This is a genomic window from Kangiella sp., from assembly GCF_048265365.1.
In the GTDB taxonomy this organism is placed as follows: Bacteria; Pseudomonadota; Gammaproteobacteria; order Enterobacterales; family Kangiellaceae; genus Kangiella.
On record NZ_JBLXBT010000001.1, the window covers coordinates 1,528,411 to 1,549,321 of the forward strand.

General features: G+C 43.6%; 17 protein-coding genes. 8 read left to right on the plus strand and 9 right to left on the minus strand.

Annotation, left to right across the window (positions count from 1 at the left end):
* Window positions 1-9 precede the first annotated feature (9 nt).
* The 3 genes from hutH to hutC are packed head-to-tail and all read right to left on the minus strand — an operon-like array spanning window position 10 to window position 4,007.
* Complete coding sequence (gene hutH, locus ACN0VI_RS07095; RefSeq protein ID WP_331891753.1) at window positions 10-1,542, minus strand: histidine ammonia-lyase; 1,533 nt, start codon at window positions 1,540-1,542, stop codon at window positions 10-12.
* Window positions 1,543-1,553: 11 nt separating this feature from the next.
* Window positions 1,554-3,239, minus strand: a complete 1,686-nt coding sequence (gene hutU, locus ACN0VI_RS07100; protein WP_417446251.1) for a urocanate hydratase — start codon at window positions 3,237-3,239, stop codon at window positions 1,554-1,556.
* 36 nt (window positions 3,240-3,275) lie between these two features.
* On the minus strand, window positions 3,276-4,007 hold the full coding sequence (gene hutC, locus ACN0VI_RS07105; RefSeq protein ID WP_331890599.1) for a histidine utilization repressor: 732 nt from the start codon (window positions 4,005-4,007) through the stop codon (window positions 3,276-3,278).
* Between the two features lie 220 nt (window positions 4,008-4,227).
* Here hutC and ACN0VI_RS07110 point away from each other — a divergent pair, with 220 nt between their 5' ends.
* Both ACN0VI_RS07110 and azu read left to right on the plus strand, forming a co-directional pair.
* Window positions 4,228-5,439, plus strand: a complete 1,212-nt coding sequence (locus ACN0VI_RS07110; RefSeq protein WP_417446252.1) for an N-formylglutamate amidohydrolase — start codon at window positions 4,228-4,230, stop codon at window positions 5,437-5,439.
* A 116-nt stretch (window positions 5,440-5,555) separates the two neighbouring features.
* Entirely contained in the window at window positions 5,556-5,981 is a 426-nt protein-coding gene (gene azu / locus ACN0VI_RS07115; RefSeq protein WP_417446253.1) for an azurin, read from the plus strand.
* Window positions 5,982-6,074: 93 nt separating this feature from the next.
* Here the strand turns inward: azu and hutI are convergent, their stop codons facing one another.
* On the minus strand, window positions 6,075-7,304 hold the full coding sequence (hutI, locus tag ACN0VI_RS07120; protein WP_417446254.1) for an imidazolonepropionase: 1,230 nt from the start codon (window positions 7,302-7,304) through the stop codon (window positions 6,075-6,077).
* 55 nt (window positions 7,305-7,359) lie between these two features.
* On the opposite strand from hutI, the gene ACN0VI_RS07125 reads away from it, so the two are divergent.
* Window positions 7,360-8,769 carry a formimidoylglutamate deiminase gene (locus tag ACN0VI_RS07125; RefSeq protein ID WP_417446255.1) on the plus strand — a complete coding sequence of 470 codons (1,410 nt, stop codon included), beginning with the start codon at window positions 7,360-7,362 and terminating at the stop codon, window positions 8,767-8,769.
* On the opposite strand, the gene ACN0VI_RS07130 is transcribed toward ACN0VI_RS07125, so the two are convergent.
* From ACN0VI_RS07130 to ACN0VI_RS07145, 4 genes are all read right to left on the minus strand, one after another.
* The gene (locus ACN0VI_RS07130; RefSeq protein ID WP_417446256.1) at window positions 8,738-10,510 is read right to left on the minus strand and encodes a response regulator receiver protein; all 1,773 of its coding nucleotides are present in this window, start codon (window positions 10,508-10,510) and stop codon (window positions 8,738-8,740) included. The two genes, ACN0VI_RS07125 and ACN0VI_RS07130, sit on opposite strands and share 32 nt — an antisense overlap.
* A 34-nt stretch (window positions 10,511-10,544) precedes the next feature.
* Window positions 10,545-11,285 carry an ABC transporter substrate binding protein gene (locus ACN0VI_RS07135; RefSeq protein WP_331890608.1) on the minus strand — a complete coding sequence of 247 codons (741 nt, stop codon included), beginning with the start codon at window positions 11,283-11,285 and terminating at the stop codon, window positions 10,545-10,547.
* A gap of 357 nt (window positions 11,286-11,642) precedes the next feature.
* The gene (gene ung, locus ACN0VI_RS07140; protein ID WP_417446257.1) at window positions 11,643-12,308 is read right to left on the minus strand and encodes a uracil-DNA glycosylase; all 666 of its coding nucleotides are present in this window, start codon (window positions 12,306-12,308) and stop codon (window positions 11,643-11,645) included.
* A 121-nt stretch (window positions 12,309-12,429) separates the two neighbouring features.
* Entirely contained in the window at window positions 12,430-12,729 is a 300-nt protein-coding gene (locus ACN0VI_RS07145) for a DUF6763 family protein (RefSeq protein ID WP_331890610.1), read from the minus strand.
* A gap of 175 nt (window positions 12,730-12,904) precedes the next feature.
* Between ACN0VI_RS07145 and ACN0VI_RS07150 the strand changes: the two genes are divergently transcribed.
* Window positions 12,905-14,113: a hypothetical protein gene (locus ACN0VI_RS07150; RefSeq protein WP_331890611.1), complete on the plus strand. Its 1,209-nt coding sequence runs from the start codon at window positions 12,905-12,907 to the stop codon at window positions 14,111-14,113.
* A gap of 44 nt (window positions 14,114-14,157) precedes the next feature.
* On the opposite strand, the gene ACN0VI_RS07155 is transcribed toward ACN0VI_RS07150, so the two are convergent.
* On the minus strand, window positions 14,158-16,098 hold the full coding sequence (locus ACN0VI_RS07155) for a transglycosylase SLT domain-containing protein (protein WP_417446258.1): 1,941 nt from the start codon (window positions 16,096-16,098) through the stop codon (window positions 14,158-14,160).
* 379 nt (window positions 16,099-16,477) lie between these two features.
* Between ACN0VI_RS07155 and phhA the strand changes: the two genes are divergently transcribed.
* The 4 genes from phhA (at window position 16,478) to ACN0VI_RS07175 (ending at window position 20,886) form a co-directional block, all read left to right on the plus strand.
* Window positions 16,478-17,281 (plus strand): phenylalanine 4-monooxygenase, encoded by an 804-nt coding sequence (gene phhA / locus ACN0VI_RS07160; RefSeq protein WP_331890871.1) that lies wholly within the window; start codon window positions 16,478-16,480, stop codon window positions 17,279-17,281.
* A 385-nt stretch (window positions 17,282-17,666) separates the two neighbouring features.
* Window positions 17,667-18,728, plus strand: coding sequence for a 4-hydroxyphenylpyruvate dioxygenase (gene hppD / locus ACN0VI_RS07165; protein WP_331890870.1), 1,062 nt, complete (start codon window positions 17,667-17,669; stop codon window positions 18,726-18,728).
* A gap of 1 nt (window position 18,729) precedes the next feature.
* A complete protein-coding gene (locus tag ACN0VI_RS07170; protein WP_331890868.1) occupies window positions 18,730-19,860 on the plus strand; it encodes a homogentisate 1,2-dioxygenase in 1,131 nt (376 codons plus the stop codon).
* Between the two features lie 48 nt (window positions 19,861-19,908).
* Window positions 19,909-20,886: a fumarylacetoacetate hydrolase family protein gene (locus tag ACN0VI_RS07175; protein ID WP_417446259.1), complete on the plus strand. Its 978-nt coding sequence runs from the start codon at window positions 19,909-19,911 to the stop codon at window positions 20,884-20,886.
* The last annotated feature ends 25 nt before the right edge of the window (window positions 20,887-20,911 follow it).

Sequence of the window (20,911 nt, forward strand, 5' to 3'; positions counted from 1 at the left end):
TGCGTCGGTCTATTGGATGCTAGGCAGCTCTAGCTCACTAACCATATCATTAAATACACCTTGATCAATCAGCGATTTTATCGCTTCAATATCTGGGCCAAAATGACGGTCTTTCTCATAATACGACACCTTTACACGAATAGCGTCATAGGCTTTTTGTAAGCGCGGCGAGGTTTTTAGTGGTGCTCTGAAATCAATGCCTTGAGCAGCGGAAAGCAGCTCAACGGCGATGACACCGGCAGTATTGAAATTCATATCGCGTAACCGGCGCGCAGCAAAGGTAGCCATCGACACATGGTCCTCCTGGTTGGCTGACGTTGGCAAGCTATCTACCGATGCAGGATGAGCCAGTGTCTTGTTTTCCGAGGCTAAGGCGGCTGCAGTAACTTGAGCAATCATAAAGCCAGAATTGACACCGCCATCCTGTACCAGGAATGCTGGCAGTCCACTCAGGTGCTTATCAAGCATCAAAGCAATTCGACGTTCTACAATGGCACCAATTTCTGAAATGACAATCGCCAATAAATCAGATGTTATTGCTACTGGCTCGGCATGGAAGTTACCGCCAGAGATAATGTCTCCTTCATCAGGGAATACAAGCGGATTGTCTGAAACCGCATTTGCCTCAGTGAGTAAGACCGATGCCGCAAAACGCATGTGGTCAAGCGCAGCCCCCATGACCTGGGGTTGGCAGCGAAGCGAGTAGGGATCCTGGACCTTTTCGCAGTCTTCATGTGACTCGTTGATTTCGCTGCCTTTGATCAGGTTTAGCAGGCTCAATGCCACCTGTTGCTGTCCTTTATGACCGCGAACCTCATGAATACGAGCATCAAAAGGTGCAACGCTTCCCATAACCGCATCAACTGAAAGGCCGCCGGCGACTATCGCGGCGGCAAAGTTATTCTCAGCACCGAACAAGCCAGCAAGTGCCAATGCCGTTGAGCACTGTGTGCCGTTCAATAAAGCCAGCCCTTCTTTGGCGCCTAATGTGAGAGGAGTCAGTCCAGCAACTTTTAGGCCTTCAACTGCAGAAATGATTTTGCCCTGATGGCGAACTTCGCCAACCCCGATTAGTGTACAGCTCATATGGGCCAGTGGCGCCAAATCACCTGATGCACCTACCGAGCCTTTTTCAGGAATACAGGGATAGACTTCGTGACTCACCAAGCTAATCAGCGCATCGACGGTTTCACGACGGACGCCAGAATGGCCTTGAGCTAAGCTAGAGAGTTTTAATACCATCAACAAGCGTACGACATTGTCTGGTAGTAACTCACCAATGCCTGCGGCGTGAGAAAGCACTAGGCTTTCCTGTAACAGTTCCAGTTTTTCTTTTGGAATACGGGTTGAGGCCAATAAGCCAAAACCTGTATTAATACCGTAAACGGTTTCATCATTCTTGATGACGTCAGCCACCGTTTGTGCGGCACGATCGATGACCGGATAAAAGTTTTCACTCAACTTAATGGAAACTGGTTCTTGATAGATTGCACGGCAGTCTGCTAATGAAAGCTCGCCAGGCGTTAGTGTAAATTGATGCATTTTAGAACCTCTTATGAATTCTTGTTGTTAAGCATAGGTAGGTCTAAACCCTGCTCTTTGGCGCAATTAATGGCGATATCGTACCCTGCATCTGCATGGCGCATAACGCCAGTTGCAGGATCGTTAAATAACACTCGCTCAATTCGCTTATCGGCTTCTTCGCTGCCGTCGCAACAGATGACAACTCCGGAGTGTTGCGAGAAGCCCATACCAACACCGCCACCGTGATGTAGAGACACCCAGGTTGCGCCACCAGCCACATTGAGCATGGCGTTCAATAATGGCCAATCGGATACGGCATCAGAGCCATCCATCATGCCTTCTGTTTCACGGTTAGGGCTAGCCACTGATCCCGAGTCTAAGTGGTCACGGCCAATCACTACAGGAGCTTTCAATTCACCGGTACGAACCATCTCATTAAAAGCTAGACCAAGTTTGTGGCGCAGGCCAAGACCAACCCAACAAATGCGCGCGGGTAAGCCCTGGAATTGAATGCGTTCACGAGCCATATCCAGCCAGTTATGCAAGTGTGGATCATCGGCAATAATTTCTTTTACCTTCTGATCAGTTTTATAAATATCTTCCGGGTCACCGGAAAGGGCTGCCCAACGGAATGGACCAACACCTCGGCAGAAAAGAGGGCGGATATAAGCTGGAACAAAGCCAGGGAAATCAAAGGCATTGTTAACGCCTTCTTCCAACGCCATCTGGCGAATGTTATTGCCATAGTCGACCGTTGGGATGCCGTCATGATAAAAATCCAACATGGCCTGCACCTGAACCGCCATCGATTTCTTTGCTTCTTTACTGACACGCTCAGGATTAGCTTGCGCTTCTTGGCGCCACTCTTCAACCGTCCAGCCAATCGGCAAATAGCCATTAACCGGATCATGCGCCGAAGTTTGGTCAGTGACCAGATCAGGCTTGATTCCACGTTTATGCAATTCTGGGAATACATCTGCCGCATTGCCTAATAGGCCAATTGAAATAGCCTGGCCTTTATCAAGTGCTTCGTTTAATTGAGCGATGGCTTCATCCACACTGGTCGCTTTTTTGTCGACATAACCAGTACGGATGCGAAAGTCAATTCGAGTCTCATCACACTCAACAGCAATCATGCTGTAACCTGCCATAGTTGCAGCTAGCGGCTGTGCGCCACCCATACCGCCAAGACCACCGGTTAAGATCCATTTGCCACCTGTAGTGCCATCAAAATGCTGACGACCGGCTTCGACAAAGGTTTCGTAGGTGCCTTGTACAATGCCCTGGCTACCAATGTAAATCCAAGAGCCGGCAGTCATCTGGCCATACATCATTAAGCCTTTCTTATCGAGCTCGTTAAAGTGCTCCCAGTTAGCCCAGTGTGGGACTAGATTTGAGTTAGCAATTAACACTCGTGGTGCATCGCTATGGGTTTTAAATACTCCCACCGGTTTGCCAGATTGAACCAATAAGGTCTCATCATCATTCAAGCGCTTTAGGGTTTCAACAATCTTGTCATAGCATTCCCAGTTACGAGCAGCGCGACCGATACCACCATAAACCACTAAGCCTTGAGGGTGTTCGGCAACATCAGGATCAAGGTTATTCATTAGCATGCGAAGCGGTGCTTCTGTCAGCCATGATTTGGCGTTGAGAGTTGTGCCATGTGGCGCTCGAATGACGCGATCGGGATCTAAACGATTCTTGTCAGTCATATTCATATTCCTCTTTATCGAATCTTGTAATGAGTGTTATAGCTCGGTTAATTGATGTTCGGTTTTGAAGCGCCCGGTAATTTGAAAACGGCTCGCTGGATGATAAAGCTGGCTGTAACTGACCAGAGTATCGTTTGACCAGGTTGCTCTATCGATACACAAAACAGGCTCGTTCTCTTGCAATTTTAAGGTCACTTGCATGAATGGGTCTGCCTCACGTGCTTCTATCTGGTGCTCCGCTTCAGTTAGCGGTGCTACTTTTGACAAATAAACATTGGGAGTGATTTTGGCATAATCCTGTTTCAAATAATCGGGTGCGGCTTTGGGGTTCACGTAGCGCTGCTCAATTTGAATCGGTTTGTCATTATCTTTATGAACCATGATCGAATGGTAAATGTTGTCACCTTCTTCAAGCTCGAAACGATCCAGTAGATGAGTTGGGCAATGCTCTTGTTGCAATAAAATAAGCTCATTGGAGTAGTCGCCACCACGCTCAATGATCTCTTCGGCAATGTTGCGGATCTTGAGCATCGGAGAGTAGAGCTTTTTCGGAGCTACAAAAGTGCCACGGCCTTGTACGCGATAGAGAACGCCTTCTTCGGTGAGTTCATCTAGAGCGCGACGTGCCGTCATGCGGCTCACTTTGCAGGTTTCCACCAGCTCATTTTCTGAAGGCACACGCTTGTGTTCTTTCCAGCGTTGCTGCTCGATACCTTGCTTAATAAACTCTTTCACCGTGATATAAAGACGAGTATTCTGTTCAGTCATTGATGGCGCCCAATTACCTTTTTTGTTTATAAGTGATCAGTCTGTGCTAACTCTTTCTCTGATGTTCCTCTGAGTCAGTTTGACTAATAGAAACAATCTTGTATGCTAGGTTGTATATACAACCAAAAACGCTGCTTAAAAGCAACTACTGCAGAGAAAAAAATAGGCGTTAGAATGGAACAGAAATTGAATAAATTTTGAAGGTAATCCGAGTAATCATATGAATATCAATAAGTTAATAGAACAATTTGAAGCCCAGTCTATTGCGGCTAGTGACTTTAATCATCGTAATCATTTACGGGTTGCCTGGTTCTACATTAATCATTACTCGATTAACATAGCTCGTGAGAAAGTCCATCAAGGACTCATTAAGCTGACTAAAGCGCTCGGTGCAGAAGATAAGTACCATCGATCATTGACTGATTTTTTCGTTGATTATCTGTTGCAGGTAAAGTGGTATTTGAACAGTGAATCATGGGATGAGGTTGAAGCACGTTGTGGCTTCCTAATGAATGATGCCAAATCACTACTTAATATCTATTACTCACCAGAAGTGATTGGTTCTGAGCAAGCGCGAACGAATTATGTTGAGCCAGATAAACTGGCTTTGGATAGGGCGACCTTAAAGTTGCAGGCTGCTGATTATCCCGTCTTTGACTGTCAGGAGTATCATTCCCCGATCATTGTTTCTATGCCACACCATGGCCAATTTATTCCTAACGATGTTATCCAGCAAATGCAGCCTGCTGCTTACGACAGTGCTGATACTGACTGGTATCTGGTTGATCTGTATAGCTTTTTGGATGAGATGGGAATTACTAGAATCAATGCCAATTACTCTCGCTACCTGATTGATTTGAATCGTGATAAATCGGGTGAAGTTCTCTACGCCGGTGCTGATAATACTGAGCTATGTCCAACCAGTAATTTTGATCGCGAACCTTTATACACCGAAGAAAAGTTGCCGACCAGTGCAGAGATAAAGCGCCGGGTTGAGTTGTATTGGCAACCTTATCATGACCAGTTAGTGCGCTTAATTAAGCAAGCCAAACAACAGCATGGTTTTTGTTTGTTGTTTGAAGCCCATACCATCCAATCGGAAGTACCGCGCTTTTTTGAAGGTCAGTTACCAGACTTTAACTTCGGCACCAATAACGGAGCAACCCTTAATGAGCCGCTTACAAAAGCATTAGAAAATTTCGATACTCAACAGTATAGCAAAATCATCAATGGTCGCTTCAAAGGGGGTTACATTACTCGCCATTATGCTGACCCAGAGAATCAAATTTACTGTTTGCAGCTTGAGCTTTCGCAGATTACCTATCTTAATGAGCAGAAGCGGCTGTTGGATAAAACAAAGACTCAGAATGTGCAAAAAGTTATTGCTAAACTGTTTGAGCAATTGAGCCTATCTTTGCATAAACAAAAGTAATCTATATTGATTTATTTATGAAAAGATATACCGCGAAACTGTGGTCTTATTCATGTCTTGTTCACACTAAAGTGGTATGCTAAATGCGTGTTTAAACAAACGTAAAAGGTGACAAAATGCGTAAGATTCTATTAACAGTTGTTCTAGCTTTATTTGCTATGCCATTGTTTGCGAAAGACGTTGTTGTAAACAGCGATGACGCTATGAAATTCGACGTCAGCGAAATTAAAGTTAAAGCTGGCGAAGAAGTTAAGTTAACCTTAAATCATACCGGTAAACTGGCTAAGGACGTCATGGGTCATAACTTTGTTGTGTTAGCAACAGGCACTGACGTTCAGGCATTCGCTAATGCTGCAATTCAGGCTAAAGCCAATGATTATATTCCTGAAGGTGATGACCGCGTATTAGCCCACACTAAAGTGATTGGTGGCGGTGAAAGCGATACCATTACCTTTACTTTGAAAGAGAAGGGTACCTACGAGTTTATTTGTAGTTTCCCTGGTCACTCTTTCATGATGAAAGGTGCCATAATTGTAGAGTAGGCCTTTTATTAAGCTTAGGCCTAGCTAATTCAAACAATGAAAAAGAGCGCTCAAGGCGCTCTTTTTTTTATGGATATATTGATTTTTTGATGCTTAGCTCTTAAAAGTTCGTGTCCAGTTACTACCCCCAAGCTGGTAACTTAACTGATTGGGGTGCTCAATATCCCACAATACCATATCGGCTTTTTTACCTACCTCAATAGAACCAACTTCTTTTTCAATTCCAAGTGCTTTTGCCGCATTGATGGTTACGCCTTGTAGAGATTCAAGCGGTGTCATTCTAAAGAAGGTACAAGCCATATTGAGCATCAGCAAAATGGATTCTGCAGGTGATGTGCCGGGATTACTATCCGTTGCAATTGCCATTGGCACATTGGCATTACGAAGCGCTTGAATAGGTGGTAGTTTGGTTTCGCGTAGGAAATAAAACGCGCCGGGAAGTAACACAGCAACCGTACCACTTTTAGCCATCTTATCAATGGAGTCTTGTGATAAGTACTCGAGATGATCGGCAGAAAGAGCATGATAGTCTGCAGCGAGTCCAGCACCCGCCTGATCCGATAATTGTTCGGCGTGAAGCTTAACCGGCAGGCCTAACTGTTTAGCCGTTTCAAACACTTTTTGTGTCTGCTGATAGCTGAAGCCAATATTTTCACAAAAGGCATCTACAGCATCAGCCAGTTCAAGTTCAGCAATCGTTGGTAGCATTTCATTACATACTAAATCAATATAGTCATCGCCGCGTCCCTTATATTCTTCTGGCAATGCGTGCGCTCCTAAAAAAGTGGTTGCCACTCGTACTGGGAATTCTTTACCCAGTCGTTTGGCAACTTTTAGCATCTTAATTTCTGACTCTGTATCAAGGCCGTAACCGGATTTGATTTCGATCGTGGTCAGGCCTTCTTTTAATAAGGATTTCAACCGCTTTGCAGCACTATCAAAAAGCTTTTGCTCGCTAGCACTACGAGTCGCTCGAACAGTAGAAAGAATACCGCCCCCCGCTTTAGCGATTTCTGCATAATCAGCACCGTTTAAGCGCATCTCGAATTCATTAGCGCGATTGCCGCCATAAACCAGGTGAGTATGGCAATCGATCAACCCAGGGGTTAGCCATTGGTTATGGGCGTTGATCAGGTTTTCTGTGTTATGTTCGAGCTCAGAAGGGTGAGTAAGCTGCTCTTGAGTGCCAACAAACTGAATAATCCCTGACTTGACACCAATGCAAGCATGGTTGATGACTCCATAACCATTGTCATTGGTCATGGTTGCCAGATTGACATTATGAATAAGGTAATCAAAGGGTTTCGTTTCTGCTTGGCTCATATTATGATCTCGTTTAACTTTTTGACTTTACTTTCAACTCTGGACTGACGCTATTATGCCTGAAAAAAATGACAAGCAACTGTTTGCCAAACATCTTCTGACTGAATCTGGCTGGGCCAAAGATGTTTTAATCAAGCTAGATTGTAATGGCGTTATCTTAGAATTGAAACCTGACACGCAACTCGATTCTGATTTTTGTGGCGAGCAGTTGCACGGCAGTGTGATTCCGGGCCTGCCCAACAGCCACTCGCATGCCTTTCAATGGGCGATGGCGGGCTTGGGCGAGAAAAGCGGCAAGGGTGGCGATAGCTTCTGGACCTGGCGTCAGGCAATGTATGGCTTTGTCGATGCTATCAGACCTGAAGATTTACAAGCAATTGCGTCGGCGCTCTATATGCAGATGCTGAAAGCTGGCTATACCTCTGTTGGCGAATTCCATTATCTACACCATAACACTAACGGAGCTGCTTTCGACAATCCTGCGGAAATGTCGCAACGGATCTTCGAGTCAGCAAAAGAGTCAGGCATAGGACTAACACTACTGCCTGTATTTTATCGATACAGTGGTTTTGGTGAGCTGGCTCCTAACGATGGCCAAAAGCGCTTTATCCATGACCAACAAGCTTATGCGACATTGATTTATAATGTGGCAAAGCTGTCAGAGCAGTATCAACAGTCTTTTGGCATAGCCCCACATTCGCTTCGTGCTGTGAATCAACAGGACTTAAGTTTCGCCATTGACCATTTAAATACTCTAAATGACAAAGCACCTGTCCATATCCATATCGCTGAGCAAATGAAGGAGGTGGATGACTGCCTGGTGTTTCATAGCAAACGACCAGTGGAATGGTTGCTGGATAATCTTGATGTGAATGAGCGCTGGTGTTTGGTTCATGCTACCCACATGACACAGCAAGAAACACATAGGGTTGCTCAGTCCAATGCTGTTGTTGCAGTTTGTACCACAACCGAAGCCAATCTTGGTGATGGTTTCTTTCCTATGTTGGAATACAAAAAAAATCAAGGCCGGTGGTCTGTCGGAAGTGATAGCCATATTTCGGTTGATGCAGCGGAAGAGTTACGTTGGCTTGAATATCAACAAAGATTAGCGGAGCAGTCGCGTACTGTAATGGTTGAGGAAGAGCATAGTTCAAATGGTTACTGGTTATGGCAACAGGCAGCAGGAGCAGGGGCGCAATCACTAGGCCGTAATGCTGGCTGTATTAAGGTTGGCAACAAAGCAGATTTTATTGAGCTAAACCCTGAGAGTTTCGCATTGTTAGGAAAAAGTGATCATCAATTGATTGATGCATTTATTTTTAACCATCAGTTTAGCAATGACGCTATTCGCTCAGTGTGGGTTAATGGTGAGTGCCAGGTAAGCGATGGAGTGCATCGAAATGAAGAGAAAATAAGACACCAATATCAGAAAACTATTCATCGTCTGAGTCAGTGTATAGCTTAATAAGCATTGATTTTAGTTCGTGAATATCGATTGGTTTTGCAATATAACTGGCATTTAGAGATTTAAAGAGCTCGCTACTCTGCACATCGCTATCACTGCTAATGACAAGTATTTTCGTTGGTTCTTCCTGTTGAGCGAGTTCGCTCAGAAGATTGGTAAAAAAGAATGGATCCGGTTCACTAAAAAAGTCAGAGTTCACCATGATTACATCAAACCTTTCATGGCGAAGTTTTTGCAAAATAACCTGTTTCGTTGAAGCTTTATCCGTCATGACGCCTAGCTTTTCCAGGTAACCCATTAATACCATTTTATCTATAGGGTCTGAGTCGAAGATTAAGGCGTTAATATTCGTATCGATGGGGCTTACGCTATCGGTCCAAACTTCCGGCTCGTCGGTAGCCAGTGTCGCCACAGGGATTTCCAACCTGATTTCTTTTTCGAAATAAAAATATTCCCCTCCAAACTTTCTAAGCAGGTGCTTCGCTGCAATTAGGTGAATATTGTTGCTATAACAAGTTACCGGTGCGTCGTGTGTGAAGTGGAACAGGCTCTGTGTGTTGAGTCCCTTAATAAAGTTTGGTGCGTCAGAGTCAATAGCAATACGTAATACAGTAGCATCATTAAGTGCTTGTCTTTGATCAAAAGAAACCGTTAACTGATAGCCTTTGCAGACGATTACCAACTCTTGCAGTAATAACAATAAAAAGCGTTTAAAGTTATCTTTATCAATAATCACCTGTCTATTAATGCGGTCTCCACCGTAATTATCGTAAATAATAACCTTTTCACTTTTTGCTAAGCTAGATAGTTCAGTGATGACTTGTTTGAGCAAGTCTCTAGACCAGATTGAGCTTTTCCTATCGCCCATTTCTTGAGTAATAGACTGATAAAACAGTTGAATAGTTTCATCATCATGCTCTATGGGGTTTTTTAATAAAAAGCCTAAAAATTCCTGTAGTTCAGTGTTGGCATCCTTTCTTGCTTGAGCCACCTCTGTCTTAAGTAAAGTTAATTGATGCTCAAGATTTTTGTTGTGTAGGAACACATCAATAATGGCTTTTGTTAATGCCTGTGCTTCACGTGTCTTAATATTATAAAGTATATTCCGAGGTAAGACTGACTTATTCAGTGACTCTGTCATTTTTTTCATGACTCGACTGGTGTAGCTTAGTCGATAGTACATATAGATCCAAAGTAGGGCCATGAGTAATATGATGGATCCGCTAAGCGCTAGTCTATAGTTTTGCAAAACTTCAGAGACTTGGCTGTATGCAAGTGGCGTCATGCCCAGCCTGACCTCGCCTAAGCGCCGCTCCAGCTTAACACTTTTAAGGATTTCTTCATTCAGTAGTAACGAATCGCTGAGTGAGCTACTTGGGCTTTGGTTGATCGGCTTGATTATTTCTATTAATTCTTCGTCATCGGGAATGGATAAAGACTCTCTGTTATCCAGTTCTGCCATAGTGTTTTTCTGGTTGTCATAAACCGTTATTATCGCTACTCCCTTATTATCTCTTAGTGCTTCCAATGAGTTCTTCAAGTCAACTTTGTTACCAAAAGATAAGCCGTATTCCAGTTCAATCGTCAGGTTCGACAGAATTGATTGGCTCAAGTTTTGTTGCTGATAAAAGTGCTGTTTTTGGGTCAGCTTTGTAAACAGATAGTTGGCAAGTAACAGTAATGTGATAACTGCAACTATAAAAGCCAGATTATATTGATTGACATATTTTGAACGTCTCAAAGGCAATACCTGTTTATTGTGGGGCGGTCTCGTTCTAGGTTCCTGGATACAACTCTGCAATTTTTGCTTCTAGTTCTTCTTTAGAAACTATATCCAGTCCTAGTGAGTGAGCTACTTCTAGATTGTAACTGATATCATAATATTTACTATGCCTGGTGAACGAAGCTGTTTCATTATTTAATATTTCCTGAGCTGATTCCTCCAAATCATCTATCAGCATTTCAGCTGTAGTATAGGTGGTTGCTACCGCGCCAGCTTTAACGACTCCAGTTGAATAACCTATAACCACTTTTCTTTGTCGATAACTGGTTAACAAGACTCTAGGGAGTGTCTGACTGTTATAAATAACTGGGTCAGGTTGAGCAATAATAAAGTCTGCTTTTTGGACTAGTCTCGGGAATTGAATGGCGACCTCTGTTGTTTGCTTTAGTGGGATGGCGTTCAATGATAAGTCTAAGGCTTCGGTGATGGTTTGGTATTCTTCAATAAAGAAAGGAGTTTCCATTGAATGCATGACGCCTACAGCATCTGAAAGCGGTAACAGCAACTTACCTAAGGTTATCTGTCTTAGAGGGTCTGGGTCATAAAAGATTGCACTTAATGCATTAGGAGTTGCTTCTTGCTTTACAATCTCTCTGAAGTCCTGATAAGTGATCACTGCGGCTAAAATAGGTTTCTGATGTCCTGTTTTAACTAACTCTTCTAGTGGGGAACGTCCTAAGCTAATAATGAGCGCTGAGTCAGGTTGCTGGCGCTTCCAGTCAGCTAGCGACATGTTCACTACTCGATAGGAGTCTGATAAAGAGGAAAGTGATAAACTTTTTGCGATATTAGAGAAGTGGCTGGAGAAGTGCTGAGCAATTATAGTGATTTGCTTTTTCTCTTGGATTGGCTCATTGCTGCCATTAGATACTTGGGGCTCTGCTGAATAGGCAAAACTAAACCCGCCCGCAAATAGGAGTAAAGCTATGAGCAGAAAGGAAGTGTTTTTAAAAGCCCTAAAAAAGCAGTTCATAATCCATCAATGTTTCTATATTCCTTGCTACAAATGCGCACTAATACTAAGGTTATTCATGTAGTTATATAAAATCTACCTTGGCAAAGCCAGCTCTGCTTGTTGTTCAAGATGAGCCTAAGTCCATTCTATCGGTGTTTGGTTATTATCAACAAGTATTTGATTCGTTTTTGAAAAATGTTTACAGCCAAAAAAACCGCGGTGTGCCGAAAGTGGCGACGGATGCGGAGCGCTTAAGATAGTGTGTTTAGGGTTATTTATCAAGCTGGATTTGGCCTGGGCCTGTGAACCCCATAACAGGAATACAATGGGCTGTGGGGCCTTGTTGAGGCTTCTTATCACCTCATCAGTAAAGATTTCCCAGCCTCGACCTTTATGGGAGTTTGCCTGGCCAGCTTCCACGGTCAGCACCGTGTTGAGAAGTAGTACTCCCTGTTTTGCCCAATGACTTAAGTCACCGTTAATCGGTGGTGGACACTTTAAATCGGCAGCCAGCTCTTTATAGATGTTGCGCAGTGAAGGGGGAAGAGGCTGATCAGGATGGACTGAAAAGCATAAACCGTTGGCCTGATTGGCACCGTGATAGGGATCTTGGCCTAGGATGACGACTTTGACATCTTTCAGGTCTGTCAGCTTCAATGCCGCAAATATGTGGTCTTTGGGTGGGTAAATAGTTTTACCAGCTTGTTGCTCTGATTGCACAAACGCTAAGAGGTTCTGGAAAAAATCTTGTTTTTTTATTGCCGCTAGTACATCAGCCCAGGTGGAAAACGATTCTGTCATACAAAAGAGGGTAATTTATTGTTTTACGGATTATAGCGAATGGTCAGAGGATGACCAGTTCTAAAGCTGCTTATGCTCTTTTCACGATAAGAAATTGAATGATTAGTGGTCAATTCAATTGTTAATAGTCATTCGAATCTATAATGTTTAACACATCATCTAATGAGCCGGGCGCTAATTCGAGTTCATCGCCAATGGTATAGTCGTCTACCTCTAATGCACCGCTCCAGTCTTCAGGCGGGGCTGCTTGACTGAGTTCAAGCAATTCCCAACTATGTAAGTCTAGTTCCTCAATCTCACCACCAAAGTACTGAACTTCAATGGTTCCATCATCGTCGTCAATCGCAACGACCTCAAAGATAGTGTTTAGGTCTGAACGCTTATACCAATGGCCACGTAAGGGCAGTAATGCTTGTGCCATGTGACCTCCTTTTTTACTATGTATTCAGAGTATCAACATTGTTTAAAAATTGCACGATATAGACAATTGATATTGTCTATTATGCGACGTGGATTAACAAACAATGACAGCTAGTATTTCAGCCCTTCATTATTTACAATGGCGACAAATAACAGACCAACTAGTATGGAAGAAAATGTCTACAACCAAACAGCTGAAAGCTATTATTTCTAGTGTATTGATTTTATTAAGTTTACCGTCTATATCTGCTGAATGGCGTGGTGTTGTTGCCACTGACGTTCGGTATTATTTTGAAGATGGAGACTTTGGTCAGGACCAAGAGCTTGCTTCAATTATGATTGAGCCTGAGTTCTATCATAACTGGGATGAGCACAATATCAGCCTGGTTTTCAAGCCATTCTATCGTTGGGACAGCATGGACAGCGAGCGTACTCATGGCGATATTCGTGAGCTGATGTTGCAATATGTCGGTGATGAGTGGGAAGTTAAAGCGGGGATTGGCAAAGTGTTCTGGGGCGTCGCTGAGTCCCAACACCTGGTGGACATCATTAATCAGACAGATTTTGTCGAAAATATTGATGGTGAAGATAAGCTTGGTCAACCAATGATAGCGATATCCACTGAGCGTGATTGGGGGCTATTGAGTTTATTTGCTTTACCAGGATTTCGTGAAAGAACTTTTGCGGGCGAAGAGGGGCGACTGCGTTTCCCTTATGTGGTCGACACGGACAATCCGATTTATGCTGATCCAGATGGTAAATCACGACTAGATGGCGCTATTCGTTGGTCGAATTGGATTGGAGACTGGGATATTGGTATTGCGCATTTTTCAGGAACCAGTCGTGACCCACAATTTGTTCTGGATACCACTAATCCGTTAGACCCTAAGTTAAGACCGGTTTATGTGACCATTGATCAAACCAGTGTCGATGTTCAAGCTACAAAAGGAGCCTGGTTATGGAAGCTTGAGGCTATGTCACGTTCAGGTTTCGACCAAGGTCGTTACTCGGCAGCTGTTGGTGGCTTTGAATATTCATTTTATGGCGTTACAGAATCAGGTGCAGATTTAGGCATTATCATGGAGTATCAATATGATTCCCGTGATGTGCTTCCCGGAGGTTTCAGGCAAGAAGATATCGTGGTCGGAGGCCTGCGTTTGGCCATGAACGATATTCCATCAACAGAAGTATTGTTGGGATACTCATATGCGGAAAACCAGCAGTTTATTAATCTCGAAGCCAGTCGCCGATTAGGGGATAGCTGGAAGTTAGTGATCGAAGGACGTTGGTTCGAAGGTATTGATGAGACCAGGCCGATGGATAGCTTCTTGTATCCATTAAGAAATGATGACTATTTATCGATTAGTTTCGAAAGGTATTTTTAGTACTCAGACTGAACTTAAGATGTAAAAGGCGCCAGTGGGCGCCTTTATTTTTTGTCACCGGTTTCAGTCGTTAAAATATACTCAAAAATATCGTCATCAAGCCCGAGCTTTAGAGCATAGACTTGCCGATAGGTCATAACTCGTTTGATATAGTCGCGCGTTTCAGTGTAGGGAATGGCTTCTATCCAGATCTCGGTTGGGTAACGGCCAAATGTTTTCCATTGTTCAATTCTTTTTTTACCGGCGTTATAGGCGGCTGAAGCATAAATGGGATTCTGCTCAAGTTCTTCGTAGCGCATTTGCAGGTAGCGACTGCCCATTTGAATATTAATAGCCGGATCTAACAGATCACTGCGATGCGTATAGGGGATCTGGAATTTCCTTGCAAAGGCTTTCGCGGTATTGGGCATCACTTGCATTAAGCCATAAGCCCCAGCCGGCGAAACAGCCCTTGGCCCGTATGCGCTTTCCTGTCGAGCAACCCCCATCAGCCAGTGAGGAGGCAATTGCACCTGCTTGCCCATTCGAATGTAATCATCTTTAAAAGCCGTTGGAAAACGAATGTCTGTATCATCCCAAGACTGAGCCCTGGCAATGGTTAGAATGCTTTGGTTATACCAGCCCCATTGATTGGCTATCACCGCAGCTGCATGAAACTCTTGTGGTGATTCCAGCTTGCTCATCAGGCTCCGCCATTCTCTACTGGCATCAAGATAGCGCTCTATGGCGTACAACTCTTTTGCGCGCTCAACATTAGCAGATTGACTCACAGAGTTCATGGTCTCTTCAGGGATGAGTAAAGGGGCGTGATTGAGAAGAATTGGGAGCTTAAGCCGAGTAGCTGCTTTATAACCGTAATAATCACGTTCGCCCGCTAGGTCGCTTAGGAGGATTTTGGCTTCTTCTTTTTTCCCTAAATTATCTAACGATACAGCATACCAATAGCGCCATTGTTCGCTACTTTGTTGCTCAAAAGGTAATAGCTCATAGAGCTCGGTGATGGTTTGCCAGTTCTCGGTTCTTAATAAAGTGACCAGCTTCCAATGATTAACCAGTTCATCATCTAAATAGTCATCGAGATGATCCTTAGTCATATCAACAGCTTTGGTGTTATTTTCGGTAGCCAGAGCAAGAAACAAAGTTCTTTCTACATCAGATGTGTGTCCTCCCGCTAATGGAATTCGGTTTTGTGTTCGCTTCCAGGCGCTGTAAGCATCGTCACGGTCATCCCAGGCCAGGCGCTTAACTGCATAGACTAGAAGGCTGGCTTCTTTTTCAGGGTTTTTGCCCGGAAAAAAATTAGGGCGAGTGACTACTTTGGGGTTGCGTCGAACTTTTAGCCATAGATCTGCAAGATATTGCTCATCACGTGGCAGATAGCGCTTAAGATAACTCAGTAAACCAACCGGGCCTTCGTGCGCAGTTTGATAAAATCGTTGATAGGCAACATCCTGTTGTAATTGGTTGTTATCAATCCACTTCTCAAAAACACTGTCGCACTCTTTAGGTTGTGATTTCGACACATTCCACAAGTTGGAAATCTGTTCGGATAGAGCGCTGATTGGCTTTCCTTGCTTGAGTTGGTGGTTGAGTAACATACAGTCATAGCTGGTAACAGAACCAAAAGAATAGTACTGGGCCATCAGGTCGTAATTTTTTGCTTTAGCCAATAGACGCACAAAGTCCCAACGAAGCGTGCTCGCTAGTGGCGAAGACTCGTATTGTTCAATAAAGTCATCTACAGCTTGTTGACTGTTTACATTGAGGTTTTTCTTTATTTCTTCGTATTCAAGATAGGGAAGGAGCGCATAGTTGGCAAGGCTCTTCTTGAGCTTTTGGTATTCTGTACTCTTTCCTTGTTTAAAGGCTTTTTCAGCCTCAATAAAGGCTTTTTGGTTGCTTGTATAGGCTGGTTTGGCCTGTGCTATATTAAAAAAGGTTATAATGGTAAGAGATAAAGCAATCGCTAATGTTCGCATTGTCATTAACATCCTTGAGTGACTAACTGCATGTTTACGTTAATTTGACTGTGGTTCTTATACAATACGCTTGTTTGAGTATTTTGCATCGTTTGTTTTCAATTTAGACAAGTTTAATATGAACTGGCCAATTAATTAAATTGGCGACGGAATTTATACCAAGAAGTTTATGCAACTTAAAGTGTAATTCTCGTGAAAAGTGTTACTAAACTTTAGTATTGCAAGGCACTTAAAAGTTCCACTGGTTAATTGAAGCGTTTGGCAGTTTTTACTTGTTTTCGTGGTCCAAGGTATTGATAATGTGCCGCGTGATGCGCGAAGTTAGATACCGAAGTTAAAGGTATAAGGTAAGATAAACTAATTGAAACATTGAAGAGGTAGTTACATGGGTACAGGTACCAAGTATAAAGCTCGTCCAATGGATGAAGATGGCTTTATTCACTATACAGACGAAGAACATCAGGTTTGGCATGAGTTAATAACACGCCAGGAAAAACTGATCAAAGGTCGTGCCTGCCCAGAGTATTTCGAAGGTCTTGATAAAATTAATCTACCTAAAGACCGTATTCCGCAATTAGAAGAAGTATCCAGCGTTCTTAGAAAGGAAACCGGCTGGGAAGTGGCTTGGGTTCCGGCTTTAATCAATTTCGATAAATTCTTTGCTCTTCTGGCTGATAAGAAATTCCCTTGTGCGACATTTATTCGTACTCGTGAGGAAATGGATTATTTGCAAGAACCTGATGTTTTTCATGAGATTTTTGGCCACTGCGCCATGTTAACCAATCCATATTTTGCCGAATTTACCAGTGCTTACGGTAAGTTGGGCTATGCAGCGTCAAAAGAAGACCGTGTTTTCTTAGCGCGACTTTACTGGTTCACTGTTGAGTTTGGCTTGATCAATACAGCAGAAGGCCAGCGTATCTACGGTGGTGGTATTTTGTCATCGATTGGCGAGACGCCGCATAGTCTGGAAAACCCAGACGTTATTCGCAAACCTTTTGATCCAATTGATATGTTACGCACACCGTATCGCATTGATATCATGCAACCACAGTATTTTGTGATTGATGATTTTAAGCAATTATTTGACCTGGCTAAATCTGATGTCATGTCGATGGTGGAAGAGGCCAAGCGTCTAGGCTTGCACAAGCCTTTATTCCCACCCAAAGAAGAGAAAATGGCCAGCTAAGATATAGCTGAACATTCTATACCCAGGCAGCCCGCGATATTGTTAATATTGGCGGGCTGTTGCATAATGAAGGGATCGTAAATAGCTACTTTAAAATCAAGCTGTTACAGGGCAAAAGACACTATGTTATTGATGTTTACCAAACAACTCACACCAACGTTTATCGTTGCCGACCAAATTCGTGCTCAATGGAGCTAGCGTCCAGTTTACTTTGCGCATGATTTCATGCGTAGGGTTCGTAATCTTTACATTCGTTACTTAATTACGAACCAACCCTTTAAATGGGCGTGTTTTAGCACAATCTAACTAAGAATCGCCTGAAAGCTTTAAATTTAGAGGCTTGCACAAGAAGAGTTAAGCCTCGCATAAGATTTAGGAGTCAAACATGACTGATACAACATTTAACCCACTGGGTACCGATGGTTTTGAGTTTGTTGAGTATACAGCGCCAAATAAAGAGGGCGTACAGAAGTTAAAAGAATTATTTGAATTGCTTGGATTTACCGAAATCGCCAAGCATAAATCTAAAAATGCTGTGTTATTTCGTCAAGGCGACATTAACTTTATCGTTAATGCTGAGATGGACGGCTACTTCCATGAGTTCAGTAAGCAGCATGGTCCATGCGCCTGTGCTATGGCGTGGCGTGTAGAAGATGCGCAAAAAGCCTTCGATTACGCGGTAGAAAAAGGTGCCAAGCCTTTTGATCAGGAAGAGCACATGTCTCACCCGGGTGTTTATGGTATTGGTGGTTCAGTTCTTTACTTCATCGATAAATGGGGCAATAAGCCGAACAGCTTCTATGATGACGATTTTGAATATTATGATGGTGTTGAGAAATTCCCTAAAGGTAAAGGTCTGCTGACACTTGACCATCTGACTCATAACGTTAAGCGTGGTGGTATGGATGTTTGGGCGACTTTCTATGAAAACATCGCCAACTTCCGCGAAATCCGCTACTTCGACATCAAAGGTAAGCAAACTGGCTTATTCTCAAAAGCAATGACTGGCCCATGTAACAAGCTACGTATCCCAATCAATGAGTCTTCAGATGAGAAATCACAAATTGAAGAGTTCTTGAAAGAATACAACGGTGAAGGTATCCAGCATATCGCACTATCAACAGACGATATTTATCAAACTATCGAAGACTTGCGTGCCGGTGGCATGAAGTTCATGGACACTCCAGACACTTACTACGACATGATTCCTAAGCGTATTCCAGAACATCATGAAGACGTTGATGTATTGCGCAAAAACCGTATCTTGATTGATGGTTCATTGGATCATGAAGAAGGCATCTTGCTTCAGATCTTCACCAATACGGTGATCGGTCCTATCTTCTTCGAAATCATACAGCGTAAAGGTAACCAGGGCTTTGGTGAAGGAAACTTTAAAGCGCTATTTGAATCTATCGAACTTGACCAAATCCAACGCGGAGTGATTTAAGATGCGTAAATGGATTGCGTTCCCTCATAAAGAAGGAACCATTTCACGCCAGGCGCATGCTGACTTGCCTGAAGAGGCAATTTACGAGCGTGAAGCAGGCCGAAGTGGTTTCTTTGGTCCAACAGCGCACTTTCATCACAAGCGTGCGCCAACCTCGTGGGAAAAATGGGAAGGTCCATTACGCCCACGTGCGTTTGATTTGAATGATCTCGACAAGGCGAGTCTCTCGCCTTGGAGTGCCAAAGAATTGTTGCATAACGCCAGTTGTAAGTTCCGTATCTGGGAGTGCGCAGAAAGTATGCCTGCCTTGGCGCGTAATGGTGATGGCGATGAACTGCTTTTTATCCATAAGGGTAAAGGTGATTTATTCTGCGACTATGGGCATATGGAAGTTCGCGATGGTGACTATGTGGTTATTCCGCGTGGAACTATGTGGCGTCTTGAGCCTCAAGAGCCTATGACCATGTTATTGATCGAGGCGACCAATGATAGCTATCAGTTGCCTGAAAAAGGTTTAGTTGGGCCGCAGGCGATTTTCGATCCGGCAATGCTGGATGTACCAAGCGTTAATGAAAAATTTTTGGCGCAACAGGATGATAAACCCTGGTCGGTAGAAATTAAGCGCCGCGAACAAATTTCGAAAGTTCATTTTAACTATTCGCCCCTAGATGCGATTGGTTGGCACGGTGACTTGTCGGTGGTCCGCATTAACTGGCGTGATATTCGTCCATTAATGTCACACCGCTATCATTTGCCACCTTCGGCACACACCACCTTTGTCGCCAGTCGTTTTGTGATCTGTACTTTTGTACCGCGTCCGATCGAGTCGGATCCTGGTGCATTAAAAGTGCCTTTCTACCATAATAATGATGACTTTGATGAAGTGATTTTCTACCACGCGGGCGATTTCTTCAGCCGCGACAATATTGATGCTGGCATGGTCACATTCCATCCGTCTGGCTTTACTCATGGTCCACACCCGAAAGCATTTGAAGCAGGGCGTAAGTACGCCAAGAAAGCAACCGATGAAGTGGCTGTGATGATCGATACACGTGATGCCTTAGAGGTTTCTGATGCAATGAGCAGTGTAGAGAATGAAGAGTATTGTAATAGCTGGAAAGCCAGCAAATAACTTCATTCACACCATTCAATTGATTTGACAAGAATTTAGGAAATAAAAATGAAATTAGCAACTTTAAAAGATGGCTCAAGAGATGGCCAATTAGTCGTAGTCAGCCGTGATTTATCACGTGCCGTTAAGCCTGGCTTTGTTAAAACTATGCAGGCTGCGTTAGATGATTGGGATAACTTCAAACCACAACTGGAATTGTTGTACTCCGATCTGAGTGAAGGCAAGGCAACAGATGCATTTGAGTTTGATCAAGCTGCCTGTGAATCACCATTACCTCGCGCCTATCAATGGGCTGATGGTAGTGCTTACGTTAACCACGTTGAATTAGTTCGTAAAGCGCGTGGTGCAGAAATGCCGGAAACTTTCTGGACAGACCCATTGATGTATCAAGGCGGTAGCGATACTTTCCTTGGACCTCGCGAAAACATCAGAATGGCCAGCGAAGAGTATGGTATTGATATGGAAGCCGAAGTCGCTGTCATCACTGGTGACGTGCCGATGGACGCGACGCCTGAGCAAGCAGAAAAAGAAATCCGCTTGTTGATGACAGTGAATGATGTGTCATTGCGCAACCTCATTCCTGGTGAACTGGCTAAAGGATTCGGCTTCTTCCAATCTAAACCATCATCAGCATTTTCTCCTGTTGCGGTCACCCCTGATGAATTAGGCGATAAGTGGGATGGCAAAAAAGTGTATTTACCATTGGTAACGCATCTCAATGAAAACCTATTAGGTAAACCTGAGTGTGGCGTCGATATGGTTTTTGATTTCCCAACTTTGGTAGCCCATGCGGCAAAAACACGTCCATTAAGTGCTGGCACAATTGTCGGTTCAGGCACCATATCTAATAAAGACCAGTCAACTGGCTCATCCTGCTTGGCTGAAGTTCGTATGTTGGAAATTATTGCCAATGGCAAGCCATCTACACCATTCATGCAATTCGGTGACCGTGTGACCATTGAAATGTTTGACGAAAATGGTGATAGCATTTTTGGTCAAATTAATCAGATCGTAGAAAAGTATTAAGCTTAAGGCTAATTAAAGGAGAGGG